Below are 25,526 nucleotides of genomic sequence, written 5' to 3'. Positions count from 1 at the left end.
AAATTCTTTTTTTTGGGTTACTTAGATTAGGGAATTGTTTCGACAGGAGGAATCTTCGAATGGATATTATAAGCAAGAATCGTTGGGTAGCACCGATGTTATCTGTGCTGCTTGTATGTATAGTGGGGGTAAATGTCGTTCAAGCGACTGGGAAGTGGAATGAAGCGAGTGATAGCAAACAGATGACGGAGCTTGCAGCTTCGACACATAATAACCTGTCTTTGTCTCCGGAGCAGAGGCGAATGACGGAAGATGGGACAAGTCTATCTGTTCACCCGTCTGCACAATCGGTAAACTGGACTGCTGCGCTGCCAGCCAGAAACTGGCTTGTGTCTGCTCAACATGAGCAGGAACAGAAGCAGGCTGCGGCCAGACAAAAAGCGAAGGCGATTGCTGACGCAAAAGCTAAAAAAGAAGCTGCCTTGAAACTGGCCAAAATTGAACGGGCCAAAGCGGCTGCTGCTGTTTCAACTCCCCCCCAAAAACTTTACTTTACGCGGACCGAACTTTTGAAACAGGAAGATGCGAAACTCGCAACCTGGTCTTACAGTGTGTCCGATAAAGAACTGTTTCTGCTGCAGAAAATAGTCATGGCAGAGGCAGAAGGTGAACCGTACGAAGGCAAAGTGGCAGTTGCCAACGTTGTCTTAAACCGGCTGCGGTCAGCCAATTTTCCCGATACTATATATAAGGTCATCTATCAGAAATCCCAGTTCAGTCCTGTTGCGAACGGCCGTTTGAAACGGGTGACGCCGAATGAGGACAGCATCAAAGCGGTGAATGCTGCGTTGAACGGACAGAAGGAAGTCTCTGATAATACGTATTATTTCCTGTCATTGACGCTTGCGGACGATCTGACAGTGGCTCGTACGAAGAAAGAAGTGAAAAGGATCGGTCATCATACTTTCTACAAGTAAACGGCCTTGAAATTCTGCAAACAGGCAGGGTAGTTAACGTTGTGAGCTTCACATCAGCCCTGAAAATGTTGTAATGCAGTTTTATTTCGTCGTTTTCCGAGTGAATCTTCACATATAATATACCCATTTTTCTGGAAGAATATACGGTTGGATGGGGTTAAATAAAAGGGTTTCCCTTCATCAGTGAAGGGGAACCCTTTTTGTTGTTTTTTTATTGTTGTACATATTGTTCATGAGTATATATTATTATTTAAGCTCTCAGACCAATTCTAAGGCCCGTTAGCGGCATTATAGAGGTAGTCTGGTACTGGACAAGGGTCTGGCAGTTATTCCGGCTTTAAACCGCTCTAGAGACGGAGCTGTAACTTCTGAAGTTGCCGGGAATAATAAATCATGAACAGCTTGGGCGCAAAGCGTCGGATCATAGGCAGCAGCTTGTTCGGTTTGATCATTTCTACGAGGAGTTGTCGTCCCTTGCTGCTGCTCATCACACAGCTCCTGGAAGCAATTTGTAATGACATCGGCAGAGTCAATGATTCGCCCATGCCCGGCTTGTACAAAATATTCACAGTTCTCCTCTTCTTGACCAGGGTGTGGCGGAATAAACAGCATAGGAAGACCTTTAGCCATTGCTTCTGTGCATGTCATGCCTCCCGGCTTCGTGATCAGGACATCCGATACATCCATAAGTTTGCTAACTTCCCGAGTGTACCCCAGGATGCGAATATTCGGATGCTGGAAGCATGGAATTTCCTTCATTCTGTCAATCATCTTCTGATTGCTTCCAAGACAGAATACGAGTTGTACCCGATCTGCCCAAGAGGCAAGAGCTTTCATGTGCTCCTCGTCAAAAGAAAGACCCCAGCCGCCTCCCATAAGCAAGGCAGTCGGCATATTGCGCAGTCCCATTTCTTCTCTCAGCTTGACCTTATCACCATTCTCCCAGAAGTCGGGGTGTACCGGAATACCTGTGATTTGAATTTGCGAGGAAGGAACTCCTCGATCTTCCAGCATGCCCTTAACTTGAGGTGTAGAAACGAGATATCTGTTAACCTCAGGATTAATCCAGGTTCCGTGTACATCATAATCTGTAATTAATGTGTAGAGCGGAATTTTGAGCCCCTGACGTTTAAGTCTGGAGATGACCGCATTGGGAAACGGATGAGTACAGATGACGATATCTGGCCGCAGCTGAGCAATAACCTGAGCTGTTTGAGTATAGAAAATACGGTGCAACGCCAGTTTGGTAAAGCCGTTTAACGATTTGTTGTACTGTGTGCGATACAACAGGCTGACAAGCTTGGGTTGAACCGATAGTGTCTTTCGATATGCAGTAAAGATAAGTGGAGCCACAGTTGGATTCAAAAATTTTCCGAGTTCAATGACACGGCTATGAACATGCGGACTGACTTTTTTGATTCCGTGTGCCAAGGCGTGAGCCGCCTGCGTGTGACCAGTACCGAATCCTTCTGATAATAAGAGCACTCTTGGTTTTCGCATGAGTTCACCTTTATTCATAAGTTTAATTAAATTTGAATTTAAAAATTTGCTATAAGACAAGAATTTAAAAATTTGCAATAAGAAAATTCGTATCGTGAGTTAGCTTGAGACGGCGCTGCAAGGCTTCTATTACATGAATATACGAAAATGTATGGAATCATGTTTCATCCCTGAATATTTACACCATCCTCCACGTTTTGAGACATCAAACTTCATGTATGTGCGGACTGTTTGAGTCATCTTACACTATAGACGACCAAGCTTACAGTTTCCACTGCATTTAGGTTAAAAAAAATTAATACATTTTTTCATTGTTAGGGTTGCAATCTTAATTTGAAGGTGATATTGTAACTTGTGACCGAATGACCGTTTTGTATTTCTGGTCAATTCTGAAAGAACGACTGCATCACTCATCATATTCGAGCGATCTAAGAGAAGCAAGGAGGAGATACAATGGCTCCGATTGACAGGAGACAACAGGTTATTCATGCAGCCGCTCAGTCGTTTGCTATGTTTGGATACAAAGCAACTACGATGGATCAGGTTGCCAAAATTGCGAATGTAGGCAAAGGTACGATTTATACTTTTTTCACCAATAAAGAGCAGCTTTTTGATCAGATTCTGGTTGAAGTTATCCAGGAGATGAAAAACATCGCACATCGCGAAGTGCACCAGGAGAGCAGCTTTTTCGAAAATCTGTTCCGTGTGCTGGATGCATTGCTGGAATTTCGTCGTGACCATGAGCTGCTGGTTAAGCTGTCGCAGGAGTTAAAGGATTTTGGAACGCTGCAGGCCAAAGCGGGACTGGACAAGGTTGAGAAAGTGACTTCCGATTTTCTGGCACGGGAGCTGGAGAAGGCTAGAGAAAGCGGAGAGATTCGGGATTGTGATCCGCAAGTCGTTGCGTTTATGATGATTCGTTTGTATACGGCACTAACCGCAGACTGGAGCAAGCTCCATGAACCGCTCAGCAAGGATGAGATCAAAAGTTACTTTCGTCTTTTCCTGATGGAGGGAATAGCAGTCACTGACAAGGCTGGCTGAGATCATTAACGTGTTTTGAAGTTGGAAGATTTAAGTGGTTAGAATCTGGATGATTAAGTGGTTGTATCAGGATGATTAAGTGGTTGTATCAGGATAATTGAAGTAGTTAAAGGTGAAGGACAGTAAAACTTGTCGGAGGGCAAGTTTGTTTTTTGCCCTGAATTGACCGTTTGAGAATTATGGTCATCACGTATTTCGGTAAAAATTCCAGAAAATTTCATTCTGTTTTCATATTAGTTATTCCTGCTGATGAGCAGAGAGGTTAAGGGGAGAAAATGACATGAAATCTTTATCCGTGTTTTTCAAGGATGTGGGATCGGCCGTGAGAAACCCGAAGGTGTTGATCCCTGTAATTGCTATTTTATTTATACCGATCCTGTACAGCGGCATTTATCTGGCTGCCTATTGGGACCCGTACGGTCATGTGGATAAACTTCCAGTAGCCGTAGTGAATCTTGATAAAGGTGCCGAGCTCGAAGGGAAATCACTCCATGTAGGGAACGACCTTATTGATGAATTGAAGAAAAATGATGATTTCAAATGGGAATTTGTCAGTGCTGCCAAAGCCAAGGAAGGCATGCAAACCGACAAGTATTACATGCAGATCACCATTCCTGAAAATTTCTCATCAAAAGCAACAACATTGCTTGATGATAAACCTGCACCGGCAGAGCTGATCTATGAGCCCAATGGCAATTACAACTTTGTTGGTGCACAAATCGGCAAAACGGCTATCAAGGATCTGAAATCCAAGGTTTCAGCCAAAGTGACTGAATCGTATGCAGAGACGCTGCTCGACAAGTTCTCGGAGGTATCCGACGGCTTGGCAGAAGCTGGCGACGGTGCAGGAGAGTTGAAGAGCGGGGCAGTCAAACTGGATGACGGAGCTGTGAAGCTGAAAGACAATCTGGAGAAACTTGCCTCCGGGACATTGAAGCTTCAGGATGGTTTGTCTCCATTAAGTAACGGTGTAAATGCACTGCATAATGGGGCGTCCAAACTGGAGAGCGGCACAACAAGTCTGGTTTCAGGCTTGCAGCAGCTGCAGCAGGCGGCTACAAGTCAGCTTCAAAGCGGTGCTGACCAGTTGAAAACGGGCAGTGATAAACTGGCCGCAGGCCTCCAATCTTCACTCGATGGTACAAACAAGCTGCAGGCCGGTTTGCAATCGTCCGAACAAGGCAGTGCGAAGCTGTCAGACGGGCTGCAAACGGCAGTGCAGGGCAGCGGAACGCTGGCAACAGGGCTGCAATCTGCTGTAGACGGCAGCAGCAAGGTAGCCGATGGCGCGCAAAGCGTCGCTGCCGGATTGAAGCAGCTTGCAGCTAGCAACCCTGAACTGGCTGCAAGTGCGGATGTTCAGAAGCTGATTGCTGCAAGCCAGGCTGTTGCTGATGGCAGTGCACAGCTGCATGAGAGCGAGCAGAAGCTGGCACAAGGTGCTGATCAGCTCCATCAAGGAAATCAGCAGCTGGCTGCTGGCGCGACTGAGCTGCATGGAGGTCAGCAACAGCTGCTGGCTGGTGCAAACCAGCTCGTCGATGGACAGAAGCAGCTGCTAGCTGGTGCCGGTCAGCTCAGTCAGGGAGGAGCTCAGCTCTCCGATGGCTTGAAACAGTTCAGCGGCAAGCTGGGTGAAGCAGCAACAGGCGGTTCGCAGCTGGCTGCTGGCGCGAAGCAGCTTGGCTCGGGTACAACGGCTTTACAAACAGGTGTAGGTAAACTCAGCGGCGGCGTATCATCGTTAGCCGACGGTTCCAAACAGCTTGGAGAGGGAGCAGGCAAACTGGCTAACGGTCTTTCGGATCTGAAGGACGGCTCCGGAGAGCTGGCAACCAAGCTGAATGACGCTGCCAAGAAAACATCCGAAGTGAAGAAAACGGATGATGTGGTGAACATGTTTGCGGAACCAGTCAATTCTTCCGAGAACAAAGCGGAAAGCGTGAGCAACTACGGAACAGGTATGACACCGTTCTTCTTGTCCATCGGCTTGTTCGTGGGATCGCTGATTTCCACCATCGTTCTGAAAATGCGTGAAACGTCAGTACCAGGTGTTTCGGGCTGGAATCGTTTTGTCAGTCGTACGCTTGTGTTTGGTTCGGTGAGTATATTCCAGTCCGTTATCGTTGCAAGCTTCATGCTGTACGGGCTCGGGCTGGAGACACACAGTACAGGAATGTTTTATCTGTTTACGATCATAACGGGTCTGACCTTCATGCTGATCGTTCAGGCGCTGGTTACTTGGCTTGATCTGCCTGGACGTTACGTGATCATCTTGCTGCTGGTATTCCAGCTTGCAGCGAGTGCAGGTACCTTCCCGGTAGAGCTGATTCCATCATGGCTGCAGTCGATCAGTCAGTGGCTGCCGATGACTCACAGCATTATTGGCCTCAGAGCCGTTGTATCGAGCGGCAACTTTGATGTGATGTGGCATCAAGCAGGTATACTCAGCATTTATGCTGGTGTATCTATTGTTCTGACACTGGCATACTTCCTCTGGAGCGGCAGACGTCCTAAGAAAGAAGCTGACGTGACAGAAGCTGGTCAAGCTGCAACAGTTTAAAATAAGAAAAGACACAGTGATCCGGACAACTTTTGCAAAAAAAAGTTAAAGGGCATGTATCGAAATTATGCAATATAGTAGTCAAATAGTGCAAATAGCCTGCAGCTCGAAAATGAGCTGCAGGCTATTTTGTATACAAATGTATGAAAACGGAATGCTTTGTTGTAAGCTTGGATATGAAAATTGCGAAAATCTGGTCAAACGCAGGCTGTATATGGAACGATTTTCTTTTATCAGTAATTAAAATCAGTTGTACTCTGTCTTAAAATGTGTATAATTATTCGAAAAAGAGATGTTTTTAAACGTCATCACACTAAAGCTGTACTGCAAAGCATTTCTTATCGGAGGTATTAAAAAGTTTAAATTGCGCTGATGTTAGGTCGGTGTTAAAATAATAGAACTATATCAAAAAACGTCGCCTTATGATCCGTAATCAAACGTTGCTTTACAACAAGCAAACAAAACCGTCGCTTCACACGTAATCAAAAACGTTGCTTCATACGTAATCAAAAAAACGTTTCTTCATCACACGTAGTCGTGCCAACGGCTGCATGTTGTTGTATAGATGCTGTTACGGGAATGACCCGGCGGCAGCGCTCCTTCGCAATAATCGCGGTCATCGCCGCAATATCAGGTAATGAACAGACAGCCTGGGCTGTCACCTCTTCATCCAGCAGGCAGGCTTATCGCAAGCGGAATGCCGGCTCCCCCCGTTTTATTGTTGCCTGTTGCTAATGTTCTTGATCTTTCCGAAATACTTCATTATAGAAAGGTTGCGTTCCATGAGACACATCGGATTACCTCCAAAGCAGGGTCTATATGACCCGCAGTTCGAAAAAGATGCATGCGGAATGGGCTTTGTTGCCCATATCAAAGGAGTACCTTCACACGATATCGTTAGTCAGGCACTGACCATGCTCAGTAATATGGAACACCGTGGTGGACAGGGTAGTGAACCGAATTCCGGTGACGGAGCAGGTATTCTTATTCAGATTCCACATCGTTATTTTGCACAGGAAGCGGTACGTCTTGGTTTTGAATTGCCTGAACAAGGCTTCTACGGCGTAGGCATGCTGTTCCTGTCTCATGATCCGGTGGTTCGTGCAGCGCATGAAGAGAGCTTGAAGAAGATTATTGCGGATGAAGGACAGACCTTCCTCGGCTTCCGTGATGTACCGACATATGATGAGATGCTGGGCCGTTCTGCGCTGGCCGCGAAGCCTTATGTTCGTCAGGTGTTTATTGGAAGATCGGCTGATGTGAAGGATGAGCTGGCTTTCGAGCGCAAGCTTTATGTGATTCGCAGACGTGCTGAACTGGCTATTCGTTATTCGGCAGATGAGGCGGAAGGTGAGTCCTTCTACCTGCCAAGCTTGTCCTGTCGTAAAGTTGTTTACAAGGGCATGCTGACAACCGAGCAGGTCGGCAAGTTCTATCTGGATTTGCAGGAAGAGCTGGTGGAATCGGCGATTGCACTTGTTCACTCCCGTTTTAGTACGAACACCTTCCCGAGCTGGGAACGTGCCCACCCGTATCGTTTCATGATTCATAACGGTGAAATCAACACGATGCGTGGTAACGTAAACTGGATGCATGCGCGTCAGTCTCTGTTTGAAAGTGAACTGTTCGGCGATGATATCGCTAAAGTAAAACCGGTTATTAATCCGGATGGTTCGGATACAGCGATGTTTGACAACACGCTGGAATTCCTGTATCTGAGCGGACGTTCTTTGCCACACGTGGCAATGATGATGGTTCCTGAGCCATGGAGCACAGATGAAAATATGGACCCTGCCAAAAAGGCATTTTATGAATATCACAGCACAATGATGGAGCCATGGGACGGTCCGGCTGCGATGGCCTTTACTGACGGTTTGCAGATCGGGGCTACGCTTGACCGTAACGGCTTGCGTCCAGCCCGTTATTATGTAACGAAGGATGACCGAATCATCCTGTCTTCCGAGGTGGGTGTTCTGGATATTGCGCCGGAAGATATTCTGTATAAAGATCGTCTGCGTCCAGGGCGTATGCTGCTGGTGGACACACAGGAAGGCCGTATCATCTCTGATGAGGAGGTCAAAGCGATTATTGCTGCCGAGAACCCTTATCAGGAATGGCTGGATGAGCATTTGATGGACCTGAGTGAGCTGCCGGAAGCGCCGGAGCTGCCAGATCCAAAACATGATAATGTAACACAGCTGCAGCTGGCTTATGGCTATACATTTGAAGAACTGCGTAAAGTGCTTGAGCCGATGGCATCCACAGGTATGGAAGCTACGGGCTCCATGGGTTATGATGCACCGCTGGCTGTTCTGTCGGATCGTCCGCAGCGTCTCTATAACTACTTTAAACAGATGTTTGCACAGGTAACCAACCCGCCGATCGATGCGATCCGCGAAGAGATCGTTACATCGACAGCGACAACCATTGGTCCTGAGCGCAACCTGCTGAATCCTGAGCCGGAGAGCTGCCGCCAGATTCGTCTGGATACACCGGTATTGTCTAATGAAGATTTTGCGAAAATTCGCCATGTTCGTCGTCCGGGCTTCCGCTCCATGACGATTCCGATCTTCTTCACGGCTGCGGAAGGCGCGGAGGGTTTGCGTAAAGCGATGGACCTGCTCTTTGAAGCGGCAGACCGGGTTATCGACAAAGGACATAACATTCTGATCCTGTCTGACCGCGGTGTAGATGCCGAGAATGCAGCAATCCCGGCTTTGCTGGCTGTTGCAGGGCTGCATCACCACCTGATTCGTCAGGGAACGAGAACCAAAGTCAGCATCCTGCTGGAATCCGCAGAGCCGCGTGATATTCACCACTACGCGCTGCTGCTGGGTTATGGTGTAAGTGCAGTTAACCCTTATCTGGCATTTGAGACGCTGGATGACATGATTCAGCAGGGCTTGCTGCGCGGCATCTCCCACGAGAAAGCTGTTAAAAACTATATTAAAGCCGCAACCAAAGGCGTTATTAAAATATTGTCCAAAATGGGAATCTCGACGATTCAATCGTATCGCGGGGCTCAAATCTTCGAAGCCGTTGGTTTGAAATCCGACTTCGTAGATCGTTACTTCACATGGACACCTTCCCGTATCGGGGGAATTGGTCTGGAGGAAGTGGCCGCAGAAGCATTGACACATCATAATCGTGCCTTTACAGACAAGGACGGCAATGACAAAGTGCTGGATTCCGGCGGTGAATACCAATGGCGTAACGATGGGGAAGAGCATTTGTTCAACCCGCAAACGATCCACACGCTGCAGCATGCTGTACGTACTGGCGATTACAAGCTGTACAAAAAGTACTCCAAGCTGGTACAAGGTGAGAATGATCAGCTGCTGACGATTCGTTCGATGCTGAAGCTAAAGCCGGTTGGACCATCCATTCCGCTGGAGGAAGTAGAGTCTGTAGAGAATATTATGCGTCGCTTCAAGACGGGAGCCATGTCCTTTGGTTCGATCAGTAAAGAGGCACATGAAGATCTCGCTATCGCCATGAACCGTGTGGGTGGTAAATCCAACACAGGTGAAGGCGGAGAGGACCCGGCTCGTTTCGTAAAAGACAGCAACGGTGATTCCCGTCGCAGTGCAATCAAACAGGTTGCATCGGGACGTTTCGGAGTAACATCCAATTATCTGGTGAATGCGGACGAAATTCAGATCAAAATGGCTCAAGGTGCTAAACCGGGTGAAGGCGGACAGCTTCCAGGCCGTAAAGTGTACCCTTGGGTAGCTGAAGTTCGCGGCTCTACACCAGGTGTAGGTTTGATCTCTCCGCCACCGCATCACGATATCTATTCGATCGAGGACTTGGCCGAGTTGATCTATGACTTGAAAAATGCCAACCCGCGTGCTGAAATTAACGTGAAGCTGGTATCCGAAGTCGGGGTAGGTACGATTGCTGCGGGTGTAGCTAAAGGCCGTGCAGATATTATCCTGGTCAGCGGTTACGATGGAGGTACAGGAGCTTCTCCACAAGGTTCCATCCGTCACGCCGGTATGCCGTGGGAGCTGGGTCTTGCTGAAACACATCAAACGCTGATGCTGAACAATCTGCGTGATCGTGTCGTACTGGAGACGGACGGCAAAATGCTGAATGGACGCGATCTGGCGATTGCTGCTTTGCTTGGTGCGGAAGAGTATGGTTTCTCCACTGCTCCACTCGTTGCACTTGGTTGTATCATGATGCGTGTCTGCCAAATGGATACATGTCCCGTTGGTGTAGCTACACAGAACCCGGAACTGCGCAAAAATTATATGGGTGATCCGGTTCATGTGGTCAACTTCATGCGTTTTGTTGCAGAAGATATGCGTGAGATTATGGCAGAGCTTGGTTTCCGTACAATTCAAGAGATGGTTGGACGTACAGACTGTCTGGAAGCGGTAGAAGCAGTAGACCACTGGAAGAAAAAAGGTGTGGATCTGTCTGTATTGCTGCATGTGCCTGAGATGCCGGAAGGCTCTGCGCGTTACCGCACACAGCATCAGAACCATCAGCTGGAAGAGACGCTTGATATGCAGCAGCTCGTACCACTTGCACAGCCTGCAATCGAATCGGGTCAGCCTGTTGAGGCAGTTTTGCCTATCACAAACGTGAATCGTGCTGTAGGTACAATTCTGGGCAGTGAGATTACACGCAAATATGGTCTTGCTGGCCTGCCAGAAGATACCGTCAAATTCAAATTTGTTGGCTCAGCCGGACAAAGCTTTGGTGCTTTCGTACCAAAAGGCATGACACTCACCGTTGAAGGCGACTCTAATGACTATGTGGGTAAAGGCTTGTCAGGAGGCAAACTGATCGTTATGCCTTCGCCAAAAGCGACGTTTGAAGCGGAAAATAACATTATTATCGGTAACACTGCGCTTTATGGAGCAACGAGCGGAGAAGCATACATTCGCGGTATTGCTGGTGAACGTTTTGCCGTACGTAACTCGGGTGCCAAAGTGGTCGTTGAAGGTGTGGGCGATCACGGTTGTGAATACATGACCGGTGGACGCGTGGTGGTACTCGGCGATACAGGCCGTAACTTTGCAGCAGGGATGTCGGGTGGTATCGCTTATGTGTATGATCCACAAGGCACATTCCTGCAGCGCTGCAACTTGGAAATGGTTCTTCTGGAGCGCATTGAGGATGCTTCCGAAAGTGCGGATCTGCGCGGCATGATTCAACGTCACGTAGCACTTACGGGAAGTACGGCAGGTCAGCGTATTCTGGATACGTGGCAGGATTCCCTGAATCAGTTCGTACGTGTCATTCCAAAAGACTTCAAACGTATGACTGAACAGATCGAGCGTGTGCAAGCGACAGGTCTGACAGGTGAAGCTGCTCTGCTCGCCGCATTTGAAGCCAACATGCGTGAGCTTGCACGTACCGGAGGTTAATGAATTTTTCTTTCCTATATAAAAGTGTATAAAAGATAAAAAAACAAAAAGGAGCCTTACAGCCGCTAAACTGGCGCTGCAAGGCTCCTTTTTGCTTTCGACAAAATTAGAACCCGCTCCAAAAACGTTCTCGCCATGAGACGACAACATCAAGGAACGTTCTCAAGTATAATTAGGCTTAGTTTTGGAGTGAAGAGAAAGTATAAGATAAGAGAGGTTAGCGGAATGAAGATGAAGCATCCAAATATGGGCGATCCTAAGTCGGCAGGTACACCAGTCGAAGCCACCAAGATCGACATCATGAAAATTTTACTGCAATGCGGAATCGACCCGGAGCGTTTGAACCATTTCGTTTCCTCCAACATCAAGCGTTCTTGACCCAGTACACATTTGTGAATGGAGGGAATTCAAGATACACAAAAAGACCCAGGTACCGGAGGTTGAAGCGCTCGGAAGCTGGGTTTTCTTTTCGGGTGTGAGGATGAATTAATCCATACTGCGTTCCATTCGAACAAAAGCGATAAAACGGCGCGCTTCTTCCTCGGTTAAGGGTTTGCCATCAATCATCAGATCAAAGCGCTCAAGCACTTCCTTATCTGACAATTCAAGTGCATCCACGAAATCACGCACATCCTCATCCATGACCATATCACTTTGCTTGGTACGTCCGATCAAATAATCAATGGACACGTCAAAGATGTCAGCAAGCCTTGTTAACACCTCGAAATCCGGTTTGCGCCGGTTTTTCTCATAGTGGGAGAGGGCCGCTCTGGTAATATGAATGGAGCTCGCAAGTTCTTCTTGAGTAAGTCCCCGCTGTTCTCTTAATTCAGCAATGCGATTTCCGTAGCTCATAAGCTATTTCCCCCTGAACACCATCATATATATAGAAACCATCCTGAGCCAAGTTTTTGATCAGGGCAAGCTTTCCTGCAAATGTACTACGCCTCATTCGTCTCATATACTTCATTTGTAAATAGGTCTGTCTAAGGACATCTCATATTGTCGTAAATCAAAAGAACCATGTCCAAATACTGCTTGACATGATACGTATTGTATCGTAAATTGAACGTATAGAGTTACAAAATGTATCATTTGAATATTTCAAGTATTTCCATATTGCCCGTCTACTATACCTGTGAGAAGGAATAGGGCAAACATGAACGTGAATTGATTCTAAAGGAATGAAACCATGCACTCAAAAATTGTCCAGGAATGGGCCGATTTAAAACCCAATGTCCATATGTACATTCAGGAGTTTCATGGGAGAAAAGTAGACCGCAAAAGACGTCCCGTCCTGTTATTGGGTATGGACATACATGCGATTACCTTCCTTAGTGACCTGAACTTGCCAGTTGTATCAGAAATGCTCATAGGTTTGGATGTAGAAGACAGCCATGTATGCGTCAGACTTCCTGCAAAGCTTCAATGGAAACAGCCCTTCGGAGAGCTCATCATGTATCATTCGAACCTGCATATTCAGAAAGAACAGACACTATATATAACTGGACAGTTAAACCGAATGCTTGCTGAAGTAGAATTTGAGGCGGTTTCACGGATTGCTTATGAGAAAGCAGCAAACCCTTCTCCTCCGTATAAACCATATCACTACATTGATTTTACCATATAGGACAAAGTTCAATCTGAACAATTTCTGAACAAGCATGTACTTAACGCCATTTTACTATATTTCATAGCGTTATGCATTAGTTCTTTAACACCAAAAGAATTTGCGCAATGAATAACAGGGCGGGGAGGAGCATACATTGAGGAAGTTTGGATATGGTTGAAATGCACTGCCACATTTTATCCGGTCTGGATGATGGTCCTGTTCAAATGGAGCAGTCCGTTGCGATGGCTGAGAAGGCGGCAGCCTCAGGAATTACCTCCATTATTGCAACTCCGCATCACCTGAACGGATATTACCACAATGAACCATTGGTAGTGAATCAGGCTGTTCAACGGTTACGTGCTGAACTGAGCAAACGAAATATCCGTTTGCAGATTGCTCCAGGTCAGGAGATCAGGGTGCACGACAGGCTGATTGAAGACTTGTATGCAGGGAAATGCTGCACACTTGCCGGTAGCCGTTACATGTTGCTGGAACTGCCCTTTGGTCATATTCCCTCACAGTTCCCCGAGATACTGCATGAGCTGCGAACCGCGGGAATCACCCCTATTATTGCTCATCCGGAACGCAACCTTGTTATTTTGAAAAAGCCGTTGCTGTTATCCGATTATTTGAGTCAGGGCGGGCTATGCCAGCTCACGGCCGAATCTTTCACTGGACTTTTCGGGCGAAAAGTTCAGAAATGGTGTTTCCATTTTTGCAAAGAAAACAGGTTTCATTTCATTTCATCCGATGCGCATGATACAAAACGTCGCACATTTAGGCTGGATACGATCTATCCATTTCTGGAAAAGCGTTTTGGGCGCCGTTACACGCAACGTTTGCACGACAATGCAAGATCCATTTGGGAGAATCAACGTATTTTGACTGAAAAATCGACGTGCAGGAGAAGACGCTTTTTGTTCTGGTAAAGAGCTAACATGGTAACAAACGAATGCATGAGCACAATATTATAGCTGATTTGAAGGGGAGGAATACGGAGTGGAACTGAAGGAATATATACACATTTTACGAAAACGAATTTGGATCATTATTGCCTTTGTTGCTGTGGCTTGCATCGGTGCAGGTGTCAAAAACTATTTCTTTACGGTACCCATCTATGAAGCGAATGCCAAATTAATCGTGAATCAGGCTTATAATGCTCAAGGTGTTCCGAGTTTGGATATCAGTACAATTCAGACCAATATCAAAGTGATCAACTCCTATATGGAGATTATTAAATCCTCCGCGATTCTTGATAAAGTGGCAGCTGCATATCCTGATCTGGGTATGACTGGCAATCAGATCGGACAGAACATCCGGGCTTCTACTGCCAACGAATCTCAGGTGATGAATTTAACGGCTTCGGGTCTATCGCCTGATAAAGCGGCGAAAACCGTAAATGCAGTGGCCAAAGTGTTCAAAACCCAAATCCCCGTAATTATGAAGGTAGACAACGTAACGATTCTAAGTGAAGCCAAACCTGCGGATTCCTCCAAACCTATCAATGTCAATCCCATCATCAATATTCTAATCAGTTTTATTGTCGGACTTTTATTGGCAGTAGGCTTTGTATTCCTGCTCGAATATCTGGACGACACGATGAAAACAGAAGAAGAACTGGAAAAAGAATTAAACCTGCCTGCACTTGCTGTCATTTCGAAAATCAGAAAAGAAGAAACCCGTGGTTTCAAGCAATCCTCAACATCTCAAAAACAGGTAGGTGATGGACAGTATGTCACGATTAACCAATGAGAGAGTAAGCCTGGTCACGATGGCTAATCCCAGATCTACTTCTTCGGAAGCCTATCGAAAGCTCAGAACCAATATTCAGTTTTCATCGATAGACAGTCAGATTCAAACGATTATGATTGCCTCGGCAGCATCAGGTGAAGGAAAAACGACGACGATTGGCAATCTGGCAGTTACCTATGCCCAAGAGGGGAAAAAGGTGCTGCTTATGGATACGGATCTGCGTAAACCAGCAGTCCATCTCATGTTTAATGTCCCGAACCACGTTGGGCTGACCAGCGTGTTATCCAGTCAATACAAGGTCACAGAAGTGCTCAGGGAGACGGGAGTGGAAGGACTGCATGTGCTTTCTTCCGGGCCGATCCCTCCTAACCCTTCAGAGATGATTGGTTCACGCAAGATGACGGCACTGCTGGAGGATTTGAAGCAGGAATATGATGTGATTTTGTTTGATACTCCGCCAGTTCTTACTGTGACCGATGCTTTGATTATCAGCTCATTATGCGATGGTGTCATTCTGGTTGTGAGTGCGGGCAAAGTGAAAAAAGATTTGGTCAAAAAGGCCAAAGCCCATCTGGAGCATGTAAATGCACGTATTCTGGGTGCCGTGCTCAACAATGTTCAGCTCCCGAAAAGCCGAAATATGAGCTATAGCGAAAAGGCATAACGTATCCGCCAGATGATCTGATCCTATATATCATTTTAAAAGGTCATGTCTACTATACCTCTATCAAGGTAGGCACTCGGTCACACTGTGGGTAGTGTACCTTAGACGTGAATCGTCAAGGGTGTGATGTGAGGAGGGGTTCAATGCCCTATGATGTATGATGAATTTCATGTTTTCATGGTTTCACGAGGTTAAATAAAAAATGGATAGGGTGATTTCGATGACAAAGGTGAGAAAAGCGATTATCCCTGCTGCCGGATTGGGAACCCGATTTTTACCTGCCACAAAGGCGATGCCTAAAGAAATGCTCCCTATTGTGGACAAACCGACGATTCAGTACATCGTGGAGGAGGCCGTTGCTTCCGGTATTGAGGATATTATCATCGTGACGGGCAAGGGCAAACGTGCGATTGAGGATCATTTCGACAGTGCATTTGAACTGGAACATAACTTGCTTGAAAAAGGCAAGCTCAGTTTATTGGAAGAGGTCCGCAAGTCCTCCAACGTGGATATTCATTACATAAGGCAAAAGGAAGCACTCGGGCTTGGGCATGCCGTCTGGTGTGCCCGAAACTTCATCGGCAATGAACCCTTTGCCGTGCTGCTTGGTGATGATATTGTCGTTTCGGAAGTACCTTGTCTGAAACAGCTCATCCAGCAGTATGAACAGGTGCAGCAGTCTGTACTTGGTGTGAAGACGGTGAGTCCGAGTGAAACATACCGTTACGGCATTATTGATCCGCTGCATACCGAAGGTCGGTTATCTTCTGTTAACAGTATGGTTGAAAAACCGCCTCTAGGCTCGGCACCCTCCAATCTGGCGATTATGGGACGATACATTTTGACCCCTAAAATTTTTGAATACCTGGAGGAGCAAAATGTAGGCGCAGGTGGCGAAATTCAGCTGACGGATGCACTGCAGAAGCTGAACCATGATGAAGGGATCAGTGCCTATGACTTTGAAGGAGCTCGATATGACGTAGGCGAGAAGCTGGGATACATTCTCACAACACTGGATTTCGCGCTCAGAAACAAAGAGCTGCGCGCACCTGTGCTGATGGCCATTGAGGAGATTCTCACGAAAGAGCAAATGAATTCAATGCTTGTTGCTGGGGGGGATAGTCTGTGAAGTTTACAGGACCGGAGACCTTTGGGAGCGGGGAGATGTTGGTCAAAGAAGGGAATGCAGCCTTGCTTGAGCAGCCTTACTCACGACGTGTTGGCGGGTATACGGAAGTAATCAAGCCGTTCGCCGATTTTGTGATAGCCGTTTTGTTACTGCTCATCACCTTACCAGTCATGGTGCTTTCAGCCATTTTGATCAAGCTGGATTCCAAAGGGCCTGTCATCTTCAAGCAGGAACGATACGGGAAGAATGGAGTCAAATTTAACATCTACAAATTCAGGACGATGCATACAGATGCACCGAAATATGGCCTATCCCCAACGGACAGCTATGATCCACGGATTACAAGGTTAGGGCGAATACTGCGTAAGACGAGTCTGGATGAGCTGCCGCAGCTGCTTAACATCATTAAGGGAGATATGAGCTTTATCGGGCCAAGACCTGAGATGAAACGGATTGTGGAGGAATGTTATACCGATCTGGAGCGCAGACGTTTTCTGGTGAAGCCCGGAATTACAGGATTGTGGCAGGTCAGTGAGGCTCGTAAGCAGCCTATTCACCACAATCTGCAGTATGACTTCCACTATATTTCCAACGTATCCGTCAAAATGGATATCACGATTATTTTTAAAACAATCGGTGTGATGATTAAAAGTAATACCTTTTGACCAATCTTGATTAACCGCTGGAGTGTGATGTAATGAAACATATTGTTGTGACAGGTGCAGCCGGATTTCTCGGCTCTCATCTTGTAAAGTCCTTAATTGATCAGGGACACCGGGTAACAGGCATGGATAATCTATCCACAGGCATGCTGCGCAATCTGGAAGAAGTCATGGCGAATCCTCGATTCGAGTTTCATCAAGCGGATGTTACATATCCGGATTCACTGGAGATTTTTGCTGATCAGCAGGTGCATGAAATTTATCATCTGGCTTCACCTGCTTCGCCAAAGTTTTATCAAGCCGATTCCATCGGCACGATATGGGTGAATACCCGAGGAACCTATCACATGCTGGAGCTGGCCCGGACGAAGGGCGCCAGGTTTCTGTACTCAAGCACAAGTGAAGCGTACGGAGACCCGGAAATTCATCCGCAGCCGGAGAGTTACCGGGGCAATGTGAATACATGGGGACCGAGGGCTTGTTATGATGAAGCCAAGCGGCTGGGCGAGGTTTTTTGTTATGAATACTACATGAAACAACGTGTTTCCGTGCGAGTTGCACGCATATTTAACACTTACTCTTCTGGTCTTCGCAATGACGATGGCCGGGTGATCTCCAATTTTGTCACTCAGGCACTGACAGGTCAGGATATTACGGTGTATGGGGACGGGTCGCAGACACGCTCCTTCTGTTATGTGGATGACAACATCCGGGGATTACAAGCGTTGATGGCGGAGGACAGGGCGGAAGGAGAGATTATCAATATTGGCAATCCCGCCGAATACACCATACTTGAGGTTGCCTATCTGGTGAAGAAGCTGACAGGGTCAGACAGCAACATTGTTTTTATGCCACTGCCCGAGGATGATCCCAAGGTCAGACGGCCTGTCATTGATAAAGCCAGAGAGATATTGAACTGGGAACCGGTGATCGCTCTGGAAGAAGGCTTGAGACGTACCATCCAGCATTATCGGACCATGCTGCAGCAGGAGCAAGTGCCAGTACAGGAAACCTCATAAAATAGATGCTGAATAAAGCGAGTTGAGATGCATGCCCAAAATACTGATCGCCCACAGTTTATATGCTCCCCATATCATCGGAGGAGCCGAGATATCCACACAGATTCTTGCCCAGACACTGGAGCCTCGTTATGACGTCGAAGTTATTACTGTCGGTGGACATAAGGAGGGCGGGGTGCAGACAGACCAGATTAACGGGATCGAGATTTCAAGGCTTCCGTTTAACAATCGGTACTGGATCGGCGATACGGCGAGACAGACCAGCACTTCTGATAAAGTGTTATGGCGGATTCAGGATATTTTTAATGTGAAACAGTACCGGCATATTAAAGAATATCTTATGCTGAAACGTCCAGCCTTGATCCATACTCAGAACATTCCTGGACTAAGTCTGGCGATCTGGAAAGCAGCATTTGAACTGAATATCCCGGTTGTGCATACCCTTCGAGATTTCTCTTTGATCGAACCTATTGCTATATCCGCCTACTCCAGGTTCTACAGACAGATATCCAGACGATATAGTCGCAGGGTGGCATCTGTTATCGGCATATCCGAGCATGTACTCAGGAAGCATACAGAGCTTGGTTTTTTCGAGAATGCATCCCGGCATGTCATACACAACATTGTAGAGAAGGGGAACCAGGACCAGCATTTGAACAGGGGCAAAACGGTTCGTCATCATCAGCCGCTGCACATCGGATATTTTGGACAATTGACAGAAGTCAAAGGAGTTCATTATCTGATTGAAGCAGTGCAGAAACTGGATCAACAGCTTGTAGGCAAATTGTTTATTCATGGTGACGGTCCTATGCTGGGTGCACTGAAGGAACTGGCTGGAACGGATTCCCGCATCGTGTTCGTGGGCAAAATCGACAAACAGGAAATTACCTCGCAGATGAAAAAAATGGACCTGACGATCGTACCTTCCACCTGGGATGAACCTTTTGGCAGGGTTGTGATTGAATCGTATCAAGCCGGTACACCCGTCTATGCTTCAAGAGTAGGCGGAATGCCCGAAATTTTGCTGGATGCAGAGACCTTCTCCTTTACTGCTCATAGTTCCGACGCGATTCGTGAGAAGATTCTTCACTACTATGCGTTATCCGAAGCGGATAAACAGGAGCTGATGCTGCAATGCTGCAAGCACAGCTTATCCTTTAATGAAGATTATCTTCTTGCGAGTCATGCGGACGTTTATGAGAATTTAATCGGGTGTGGAGGTTAGGATGTACATGACTTCTTTGAATGTCAAATCACATGTGTTAATTCAAGCGAGATCAGAAACCTCGCCCTCTGTGATCATGATGTTGATTCATTTTTTGCTGCTCTATCTATCTGTTTACGGGTTGATCTCCATCTATGTGGATAATATCGTCATTCGTTCACTGAAGGATGCCGGCATGCTGCTGCTTGCAGTTTATACACTGATTCGAGTATATCGGCAGCAGATCGACTTTATGAACTTGCTCCTGTTTGTATTAGCGTCCCTGGTCGTATTGGGTTCTTTGAATGTACTGGTCGGTTCCAGTGTGGTGACTTTGATCTATGGCATCAAGATTACCTTGTTACCGCTGGTCATGCTGTTTACAGGCATGTTTATGGCCCAGCATGGCGGGGTGTTCGCATTTGCCAGAACCAATCTGGTTATTTTTATTATGCTCATTGCAGGGTGGTGCGTTCAATATGCGCTGGGCATAGAAAAGCTAATCACGATGGGATTCGTGTATGGAGTAAACATCAAAAACTATCTTGAAGGTGTTCCCCGTTTATCTTCCATTACGTATTCACCCGATGGTTATGCGTACGCACTGCTCATGACCGGCATCATTGCGGAACGAACCAGAATGGCTGTAAACCATCGAAGCTTTCGCATCCTCATTCAGCTGCTGACGATCAGCTTTTTGCTGTTATCCACCATTCGATCGGCGTTGCTGCTGTGGTGTGTATATCAGGTGGTTATTTTTATGATGAGTATGCGCAAGTACAGCAGGAGAAATATTCTGGTTCTGGCGTTTGTTTTCATGGCAATGCCTGCTGCTGCGTTTTTTGGAGGCAGGCTGCTGCAATCCAAAAATCTGCTCTCCAGCTCCTCTCTGCTGGATCGGCTGCAGACATGGGGGAGCAGTCTGACATCCCCCTTCACCATGAATGGCATGATCGGTAATGGCATTGGCTCGGTGGGTGCCGCAAGCCGCCGCACACATATGATCGGTCTGAACTCCAGCAATTTTGCGGTAGACAACCAATACTTTTCCTTGTATGAACAGACAGGCTGGATCGGACTCGTGTACTTTTTGATTCTATTTATGCTGCTGTTTATCACGCTTGTTAAACGAATGAAAGCTCCGTCCGAACCGGGAGTGTCTACACTTCCTCAGGCGGCTATCGCAATGGGTGCAGGTGTGGCAGCAGCCAGCCTGACGACCAATGTTCTTGAGTTATTTCCTGCCAACGTTTTTTTCTGGATGTTTATAGGCATGGCTCTATATCAGCAACGTCGTGCAGGTGAGATACCTTATAAAGCGGGTGAGCAGGGATGAAGGTTTTGCACATCGGAGAATATGTGGTGGGTGGTGTAGCCACGTATGTAAATGAACTGGTTTCTTACCAGCGTGACCGGTTTGAGGTCTATGTATTGATGAGTGATTATAATTCGGCCAAGGATTTTGATCTGGAGCCCGAGCGTATTTTGCGTTACAGCTACAAGCGCAGTCCCAGACACTTTCTCTCAGCGATGAGACAGATTCACCAGGCCATCCGGCAGATCGACCCGGATATTATTCATGTTCACAGCTCATTTGCAGGCATGCTTGCAAGGGGCTTGTTTTTTTTCACACCGCGTAAGGCAAGCATATTTTATTGCTCACACGGCTGGTCTTTTTTGATGGATACCAAACCATTGCGTAAAAAGGCTTATTTTATGATTGAAAAAATGCTTGAGCTCAAAACGGATTTTATCGTTAACATCTCAAAATATGAGATGCAGCAGTCCATCCGTATGGGCATGTCTCCTGCCAAATCCCGATTCGTCTACAGCGGCCTGCAAGACCGCAAGCGTGAGGGTGGGGAGCGGACGCCGGAGCTGCTGCCGCAGCTTGAAGAGTCCGAGCAGAATGCAAGTATGATCAGGCTTTTGTTTGTGGGCAGATACGATCGGCAGAAGGGACTGGACCTGCTGCTTGATGTATTCAGGCAATATCCTGAGCTCCAGCAGCACATTCAGTTATACATTATTGGAGATAGTGTGCTGGAAAAAAATGAGTGGACCTTTACGGACAATATGATCCGGTTAGGTTGGGTCAATAATGCAGAGATCGATCATTATTACGAGCAGTGTGATGCGATTATTATGCCTTCCAGATGGGAAGGGCTGCCACTGGTTGCGCTGGAGGCTATGAAAAATCATAAGCCGGTCATTGCAAGTAATCGGTCTTCACTGCCAGAGCTTGTGACTCATGGCGTGAATGGTTATATTTTCGAACTGGAGCAGCTTGAAGGCTTGAAGGACATTCTGCTGCAGCTCGACAAATCCACATTGGCCGCGATGGGAGAAGCAGGTCGTCAGCTGTATAAAGAGAAGTTCAGCTCGGATCGCATGAATGAGGAGTTTGTGAGTCTCTATTACGAAGCGAGAAATGTGGAAGTGAGCTTCCAGGCGGCTGCGCCAGCTTCACGTTTGGAAATTTCAAAAAGGAATGGAGATTAACATGATTACAATATACATTAATGCCCGTTTCCTGACACAGACCGTTACCGGGGTACAGCGCTATGCGATTGAACTTGTGAAGGAAATGGATCATCTGATTGATGTGGGAGAAGTGGACGGCTCCCAGGTAGAATTTTGTTTGCTTTCACCCGCCAATGTCGTTACTCATCTTGAACTGAAGCATATCCGTCACCAGATCGTAGGCAGGCTGAAGGGGCATGTGTGGGAGCAGCTGGAACTGCCGTTTTATGCGAAAAAGGGAATGCTGATTAACCTGTGCAACACCGGCCCGGCTTTCAAACGGAATCAGGTGGTAACGATTCATGATGCCTCGGTGTTCAGTTATCCAAAGGCATTTTCCTTTGCCTTCCGGTCATGGTATCAATTTTTGACGGTTCGCTTGGGCAAGATTTCGAAAAAGGTCATTACCGTATCTCATTTTTCCAAAGGTGAACTGATTCAGCACTGCAAAATAGCTGCACAGAAAGTATCGGTTACCCATCTGGGCATTGATCATATCCATCATAGGCAGGCAGCTCAAGGAACACTTGAGAAATACGGGATCAAGTCTCCGTATGTGCTCGCTGTCAGCACGATGAATCCTTATAAAAACTTCAAGCTAATTCTGGACATTTTACCCGAAGTGAAGGCGCAGAATCTGAGTGTTGTCATTGTAGGCTCAAAGAACAGTAAGGTGTTCAACGATCATGCCGTGAGTGAATCGGAAGATGTTAATTGGGTGGGCTATGTGACGGATGAAGAGTTAAAAGCACTATACGAACATGCCACCGGGTTTATTTTCCCGTCCTTGTATGAAGGGTTTGGCTTACCTCCCCTGGAGGCGATGGCGCTTGGCTGTCCTGTCATTGTATCCTCACGTGGCTCGATCCCTGAAGTGTGCGGAGAGGCGGGCCTTTACTTTGACCCTCATCACCCGCAGGAAGCAGCTTCTCGTCTCGTAGAGATGATGTCCGATCCGGAGCTTGGGCAGCGAATGTCCGTTCAGGGCAGAGAGCATTCCGCCTTTTTCTCCTGGAACAAATGTGCCAAGGATACGGTCAACATTATTATGAGCACAGTGTGAGCAGCGGAAATGTACGTTTGTAAGGGAGATAAGGCTATGAACAAAGTGTTTGTTGCGATCGATTTCCCGCCTGATAAGGGAGGGATACATGATTATGCCTACGGGCTTATTTCACAGATGCCGGCAGAAGAGACAACGGTGCTGACGAATATATCAAACCATGCTGCAGAGTCAGAGCGATTTGACGAGAGCAATCATTTTGAGATTATTCGCAAACGAATTTTCTGGAATTCGAGCAAAGGGCTGCTGCTGCTCTCGCAGCTTATTCTTGTGATGCAATTGGTGCTGCTCCGGTGGCGCAAAAAGACGGATGAAATTCATTTTGTAAACATATTCCCGGTAGGGCTGGCGGGTCCGTTCATGAAATTGCTTTTTAAGGTAAAATACTTTCCTTATGTTCATGGGCTGGATGTGATGGGCATGGTCAACAGCAGCTTGTTTCCGCTTCTGTTGTTTATTCTGAAACGAGCAGACAAGGTGATTGCCAACAGTCAGTATACGAGGTCGAGGCTGGTGGAGCTGGGTGTTTCGGAGAGCCGAATCGTCATTATTCCACCAGGGCTGAATGTCAGCAAGCTGGGCGGAGATATGGAGACTCAGGAGGATATTCGGGATACGTATGGTCTGCATGGAAAAAAAGTGATGATCACTGTCTCACGGCTTGTGGAACGCAAAGGACATGATGTCACCTTGAAAGCCGTGAGCCAGCTCATTACACGCATCCCTGATCTCAAATACGTGATATGCGGAGATGGGCCGTATAAGCAAGAACTCGAACGGCTGGTCAAAGAGTATGGACTGGAGTCTGTCGTTGTTTTTACAGGGCGTACAACAGATCATGAGCTGCATCAGTTATATGAATGTTCGGACCTTTTCATCATGCCCAGCCGGGATATCAAAGAGAAGGGTGATGTGGAAGGATTCGGTATTGTATTTTTGGAAGCGAACTATTATCGGTTGCCTGTTATTGCAGGCAATAGCGGCGGTATTCCCGATGCGGTCAAGGATCAAATTACCGGGTACCTTGTTGACCCTTTGAATGATCAGGAGATTGCGGCACGGATTGAGGAATTAATGACAGATGAAGGGCTTGCCAGAACGATGGGAGATAACGGATATGACTGGGTGACCAATCATTGTCTGTGGTCGCATCGCGGTCAGCTGCTCAAGCAGCTGGTCTGATGAAGATGGAAGGTAATCACCATTTTCATGTCCTAATTTGGGAGGATTAAGGATGAGAATATGTATCGTTACCCACAGGGTTGTCAGAGGAGAGGGACAAGGCAAAGTCAACTATGAAATTGCAATCGAAGCATTAAGGCAGGGGCATGAAGTGGTGATGATATCCAATGAAGTGGAGCCGGAGCTGCTGGAGTACAAGGGAGCCAGCTGGATCAAGGTGTTTCCTTCGCTCAAGCTGCCCCGGCTGCTTCGATATCAGATATTTGCCTTTCAAAGTGCAACTCACATTCGCAAGCTAAGAAAAACAAAGCAGGTTGATCTTGTCATGGTCAACGGGTTTATCACCTGGGCTAGAGGGGACATCAATGCGGTTCACTTTGTGCACAGTACATGGATAAAATCCCCCGTACATAGCTTCCGTGTACACCGTTCCTGGAAACGATGGTATTTTGGTCTGTACACGCTGGTGAATGCGTATCTGGAACGGTTTGCCTTTCGCAGAAGCGGTAAAATCATTGCAGTTTCAGAGAAAGTGAAGAAGGAATTGATTCAATTAGGCATTGAAACGGCTAAGGTGCAGGTCATTCATAACGGAGTGGATGTGCACGAGTTTCAACCCAGGGATGCTGCTCTGAAGACTCGAATGGGAGTTGCCTCAGGCCGGGTCGTAGGTTTGTTTGCAGGTGATATCAGCAGCCCGAGAAAAAATCTGGATACGGTGCTGAAGTCCATGTGTTCTGTTCCTGAGATAGAGCTGGTTGTAGCGGGTTCTACGGATCGAAGCATTTATCCTCAGATGGCAAAAGAGCTGAACATTGAGGATCGGGTACATTTTCTAGGTTTCCGAAAAGATATGGGCGAGCTCATGCGTAATGTGGATCTCTTCATATTTCCTTCCCGTTATGAAGCTTGCAGCCTGGTTGTTCTGGAGGCACTTGCCTCAGGGATACCTGTTGTTATAACGGAACAATCCGGCGTGACTGAAATGATAGCGGCTGTCCAAGGGGAACATCAGGCTGGATACATTATGCAAAATTCGGATGATGCTGCGGAACTTTCAAATATACTGGCTCGATTTGTTCAAGCTCCTGATGAATTGAAAAGGATGGGGGAAATGGCTCGTGAAGTAGCACTGAATAATACTTGGACGAATATGTCCCAGAAGTATCTGCTCTATTATGAAGAGGTGATTCGTCATGACGGCCGATTAGGGAGAGGGCGGAATGTAAGCAGCAGTGTTGAAGTGCAGTAATGAGAGGCGGAGTATTCGATGAGCATTGCTATCGCTAAAGGACATAGACCTCAAAGTAT

At 46.9% G+C, this 25,526-nt stretch carries 21 protein-coding genes; 18 read left to right on the top strand and 3 right to left on the bottom strand.

Going from position 1 to position 25,526, the window contains the following annotated elements; translation table 11 throughout:
* The first annotated feature begins 59 nt into the window (after positions 1-59).
* Positions 60-917, top strand: a complete 858-nt coding sequence (locus HNR77_RS23795; protein WP_184189851.1) for a cell wall hydrolase — start codon at positions 60-62, stop codon at positions 915-917.
* 288 nt (positions 918-1,205) lie between these two features.
* On the opposite strand, the gene HNR77_RS23790 is transcribed toward HNR77_RS23795, so the two are convergent.
* Positions 1,206-2,417: an MGDG synthase family glycosyltransferase gene (locus HNR77_RS23790; RefSeq protein WP_184189849.1), complete on the bottom strand. Its 1,212-nt coding sequence runs from the start codon at positions 2,415-2,417 to the stop codon at positions 1,206-1,208.
* A 453-nt stretch (positions 2,418-2,870) separates the two neighbouring features.
* On the opposite strand from HNR77_RS23790, the gene HNR77_RS23785 reads away from it, so the two are divergent.
* Together HNR77_RS23785 and HNR77_RS23780 are read left to right on the top strand one after the other, a co-directional pair.
* Complete coding sequence (locus HNR77_RS23785; RefSeq protein WP_184189847.1) at positions 2,871-3,461, top strand: TetR/AcrR family transcriptional regulator; 591 nt, start codon at positions 2,871-2,873, stop codon at positions 3,459-3,461.
* A 280-nt stretch (positions 3,462-3,741) separates the two neighbouring features.
* A complete protein-coding gene (locus HNR77_RS23780) occupies positions 3,742-6,024 on the top strand; it encodes a YhgE/Pip family protein (RefSeq protein ID WP_184189845.1) in 2,283 nt (760 codons plus the stop codon).
* A gap of 506 nt (positions 6,025-6,530) precedes the next feature.
* Here HNR77_RS23780 and HNR77_RS23775 read toward each other — a convergent pair.
* Entirely contained in the window at positions 6,531-6,686 is a 156-nt protein-coding gene (locus HNR77_RS23775; protein ID WP_184189843.1) for a hypothetical protein, read from the bottom strand.
* Between the two features lie 120 nt (positions 6,687-6,806).
* Between HNR77_RS23775 and gltB the strand changes: the two genes are divergently transcribed.
* On the top strand, positions 6,807-11,405 hold the full coding sequence (gene gltB, locus HNR77_RS23770; RefSeq protein WP_184189841.1) for a glutamate synthase large subunit: 4,599 nt from the start codon (positions 6,807-6,809) through the stop codon (positions 11,403-11,405).
* 225 nt (positions 11,406-11,630) lie between these two features.
* A complete protein-coding gene (locus tag HNR77_RS23765; protein ID WP_184189839.1) occupies positions 11,631-11,783 on the top strand; it encodes a hypothetical protein in 153 nt (50 codons plus the stop codon).
* Positions 11,784-11,891: 108 nt separating this feature from the next.
* On the opposite strand, the gene HNR77_RS23760 is transcribed toward HNR77_RS23765, so the two are convergent.
* Positions 11,892-12,260, bottom strand: a complete 369-nt coding sequence (locus tag HNR77_RS23760; RefSeq protein WP_110897135.1) for a helix-turn-helix domain-containing protein — start codon at positions 12,258-12,260, stop codon at positions 11,892-11,894.
* Between the two features lie 601 nt (positions 12,261-12,861).
* Here HNR77_RS23760 and HNR77_RS29990 point away from each other — a divergent pair.
* The 13 genes from HNR77_RS29990 (at position 12,862) to HNR77_RS23695 (ending at position 25,467) form a co-directional block, all read left to right on the top strand.
* Positions 12,862-13,035, top strand: a complete 174-nt coding sequence (locus HNR77_RS29990) for a KH domain-containing protein (RefSeq protein WP_221443979.1) — start codon at positions 12,862-12,864, stop codon at positions 13,033-13,035.
* Positions 13,036-13,187: 152 nt separating this feature from the next.
* The gene (locus tag HNR77_RS23750) at positions 13,188-13,946 is read left to right on the top strand and encodes a tyrosine-protein phosphatase (protein ID WP_184189835.1); all 759 of its coding nucleotides are present in this window, start codon (positions 13,188-13,190) and stop codon (positions 13,944-13,946) included.
* Positions 13,947-14,016: 70 nt separating this feature from the next.
* Positions 14,017-14,769, top strand: a complete 753-nt coding sequence (locus tag HNR77_RS23745) for a YveK family protein (RefSeq protein WP_184189833.1) — start codon at positions 14,017-14,019, stop codon at positions 14,767-14,769.
* A complete protein-coding gene (locus HNR77_RS23740) occupies positions 14,750-15,433 on the top strand; it encodes a CpsD/CapB family tyrosine-protein kinase (protein ID WP_184189831.1) in 684 nt (227 codons plus the stop codon). The genes HNR77_RS23745 and HNR77_RS23740 overlap by 20 nt, the downstream gene beginning before the upstream one ends.
* 220 nt (positions 15,434-15,653) lie before the next feature.
* The gene (galU, locus tag HNR77_RS23735; RefSeq protein WP_184189829.1) at positions 15,654-16,562 is read left to right on the top strand and encodes a UTP--glucose-1-phosphate uridylyltransferase GalU; all 909 of its coding nucleotides are present in this window, start codon (positions 15,654-15,656) and stop codon (positions 16,560-16,562) included.
* A complete protein-coding gene (locus HNR77_RS23730; RefSeq protein WP_311768668.1) occupies positions 16,559-17,227 on the top strand; it encodes a sugar transferase in 669 nt (222 codons plus the stop codon). The genes galU and HNR77_RS23730 overlap by 4 nt, the downstream gene beginning before the upstream one ends.
* Positions 17,228-17,259: 32 nt before the next feature.
* The gene (locus tag HNR77_RS23725; RefSeq protein WP_184189827.1) at positions 17,260-18,243 is read left to right on the top strand and encodes a UDP-glucuronic acid decarboxylase family protein; all 984 of its coding nucleotides are present in this window, start codon (positions 17,260-17,262) and stop codon (positions 18,241-18,243) included.
* Between the two features lie 31 nt (positions 18,244-18,274).
* Positions 18,275-19,468, top strand: a complete 1,194-nt coding sequence (locus tag HNR77_RS23720; RefSeq protein ID WP_184189825.1) for a glycosyltransferase family 4 protein — start codon at positions 18,275-18,277, stop codon at positions 19,466-19,468.
* Positions 19,469-19,475: 7 nt separating this feature from the next.
* Complete coding sequence (locus tag HNR77_RS23715; protein WP_184189823.1) at positions 19,476-20,783, top strand: hypothetical protein; 1,308 nt, start codon at positions 19,476-19,478, stop codon at positions 20,781-20,783.
* The gene (locus HNR77_RS23710; RefSeq protein ID WP_184189821.1) at positions 20,780-21,949 is read left to right on the top strand and encodes a glycosyltransferase; all 1,170 of its coding nucleotides are present in this window, start codon (positions 20,780-20,782) and stop codon (positions 21,947-21,949) included. The genes HNR77_RS23715 and HNR77_RS23710 overlap by 4 nt, the downstream gene beginning before the upstream one ends.
* A gap of 1 nt (position 21,950) precedes the next feature.
* The gene (locus HNR77_RS23705) at positions 21,951-23,033 is read left to right on the top strand and encodes a glycosyltransferase family 4 protein (protein WP_184189819.1); all 1,083 of its coding nucleotides are present in this window, start codon (positions 21,951-21,953) and stop codon (positions 23,031-23,033) included.
* Between the two features lie 36 nt (positions 23,034-23,069).
* A complete protein-coding gene (locus tag HNR77_RS23700; RefSeq protein WP_184189817.1) occupies positions 23,070-24,215 on the top strand; it encodes a glycosyltransferase family 4 protein in 1,146 nt (381 codons plus the stop codon).
* Positions 24,216-24,267: 52 nt separating this feature from the next.
* On the top strand, positions 24,268-25,467 hold the full coding sequence (locus HNR77_RS23695; RefSeq protein WP_184189815.1) for a glycosyltransferase family 4 protein: 1,200 nt from the start codon (positions 24,268-24,270) through the stop codon (positions 25,465-25,467).
* Positions 25,468-25,526 lie beyond the last annotated feature (59 nt).

It is taken from the genome of Paenibacillus sp. JGP012, from assembly GCF_014203995.1.
GTDB classification, from domain to species: domain Bacteria; phylum Bacillota; class Bacilli; order Paenibacillales; family Paenibacillaceae; genus Paenibacillus; species Paenibacillus silvae.
The sequence above is the reverse complement of the archived record's forward strand: the minus strand, read 5'-3'. Positions and strand labels throughout refer to the sequence as shown.

Bases quoted from the DNA above. Each gene is read 5' to 3' on its own strand.
- HNR77_RS23790 (WP_184189849.1), bottom strand. From the start codon at position 2,417: ATGCGAAAACCAAGAGTGCTCTTATTATCAGAAGGATTCGGTACTGGT.
- HNR77_RS23720 (WP_184189825.1), top strand. From the start codon at position 18,275: ATGCCCAAAATACTGATCGCCCACAGTTTATATGCTCCCCATATCATC.
- galU (WP_184189829.1), top strand. From the start codon at position 15,654: ATGACAAAGGTGAGAAAAGCGATTATCCCTGCTGCCGGATTGGGAACC.
- HNR77_RS23780 (WP_184189845.1), top strand. From the start codon at position 3,742: ATGAAATCTTTATCCGTGTTTTTCAAGGATGTGGGATCGGCCGTGAGA.
- HNR77_RS23715 (WP_184189823.1), top strand. From the start codon at position 19,476: ATGACTTCTTTGAATGTCAAATCACATGTGTTAATTCAAGCGAGATCA.
- HNR77_RS23750 (WP_184189835.1), top strand. From the start codon at position 13,188: ATGGTTGAAATGCACTGCCACATTTTATCCGGTCTGGATGATGGTCCT.
- HNR77_RS23705 (WP_184189819.1), top strand. From the start codon at position 21,951: ATGATTACAATATACATTAATGCCCGTTTCCTGACACAGACCGTTACC.
- HNR77_RS23740 (WP_184189831.1), top strand. From the start codon at position 14,750: ATGTCACGATTAACCAATGAGAGAGTAAGCCTGGTCACGATGGCTAAT.
- HNR77_RS23700 (WP_184189817.1), top strand. From the start codon at position 23,070: ATGAACAAAGTGTTTGTTGCGATCGATTTCCCGCCTGATAAGGGAGGG.
- HNR77_RS23710 (WP_184189821.1), top strand. From the start codon at position 20,780: ATGAAGGTTTTGCACATCGGAGAATATGTGGTGGGTGGTGTAGCCACG.
- HNR77_RS23765 (WP_184189839.1), top strand. From the start codon at position 11,631: ATGAAGATGAAGCATCCAAATATGGGCGATCCTAAGTCGGCAGGTACA.
- gltB (WP_184189841.1), top strand. From the start codon at position 6,807: ATGAGACACATCGGATTACCTCCAAAGCAGGGTCTATATGACCCGCAG.
- HNR77_RS23695 (WP_184189815.1), top strand. From the start codon at position 24,268: ATGAGAATATGTATCGTTACCCACAGGGTTGTCAGAGGAGAGGGACAA.
- HNR77_RS29990 (WP_221443979.1), top strand. From the start codon at position 12,862: ATGTATCATTCGAACCTGCATATTCAGAAAGAACAGACACTATATATA.
- HNR77_RS23795 (WP_184189851.1), top strand. From the start codon at position 60: ATGGATATTATAAGCAAGAATCGTTGGGTAGCACCGATGTTATCTGTG.
- HNR77_RS23785 (WP_184189847.1), top strand. From the start codon at position 2,871: ATGGCTCCGATTGACAGGAGACAACAGGTTATTCATGCAGCCGCTCAG.
- HNR77_RS23725 (WP_184189827.1), top strand. From the start codon at position 17,260: ATGAAACATATTGTTGTGACAGGTGCAGCCGGATTTCTCGGCTCTCAT.
- HNR77_RS23760 (WP_110897135.1), bottom strand. From the start codon at position 12,260: ATGAGCTACGGAAATCGCATTGCTGAATTAAGAGAACAGCGGGGACTT.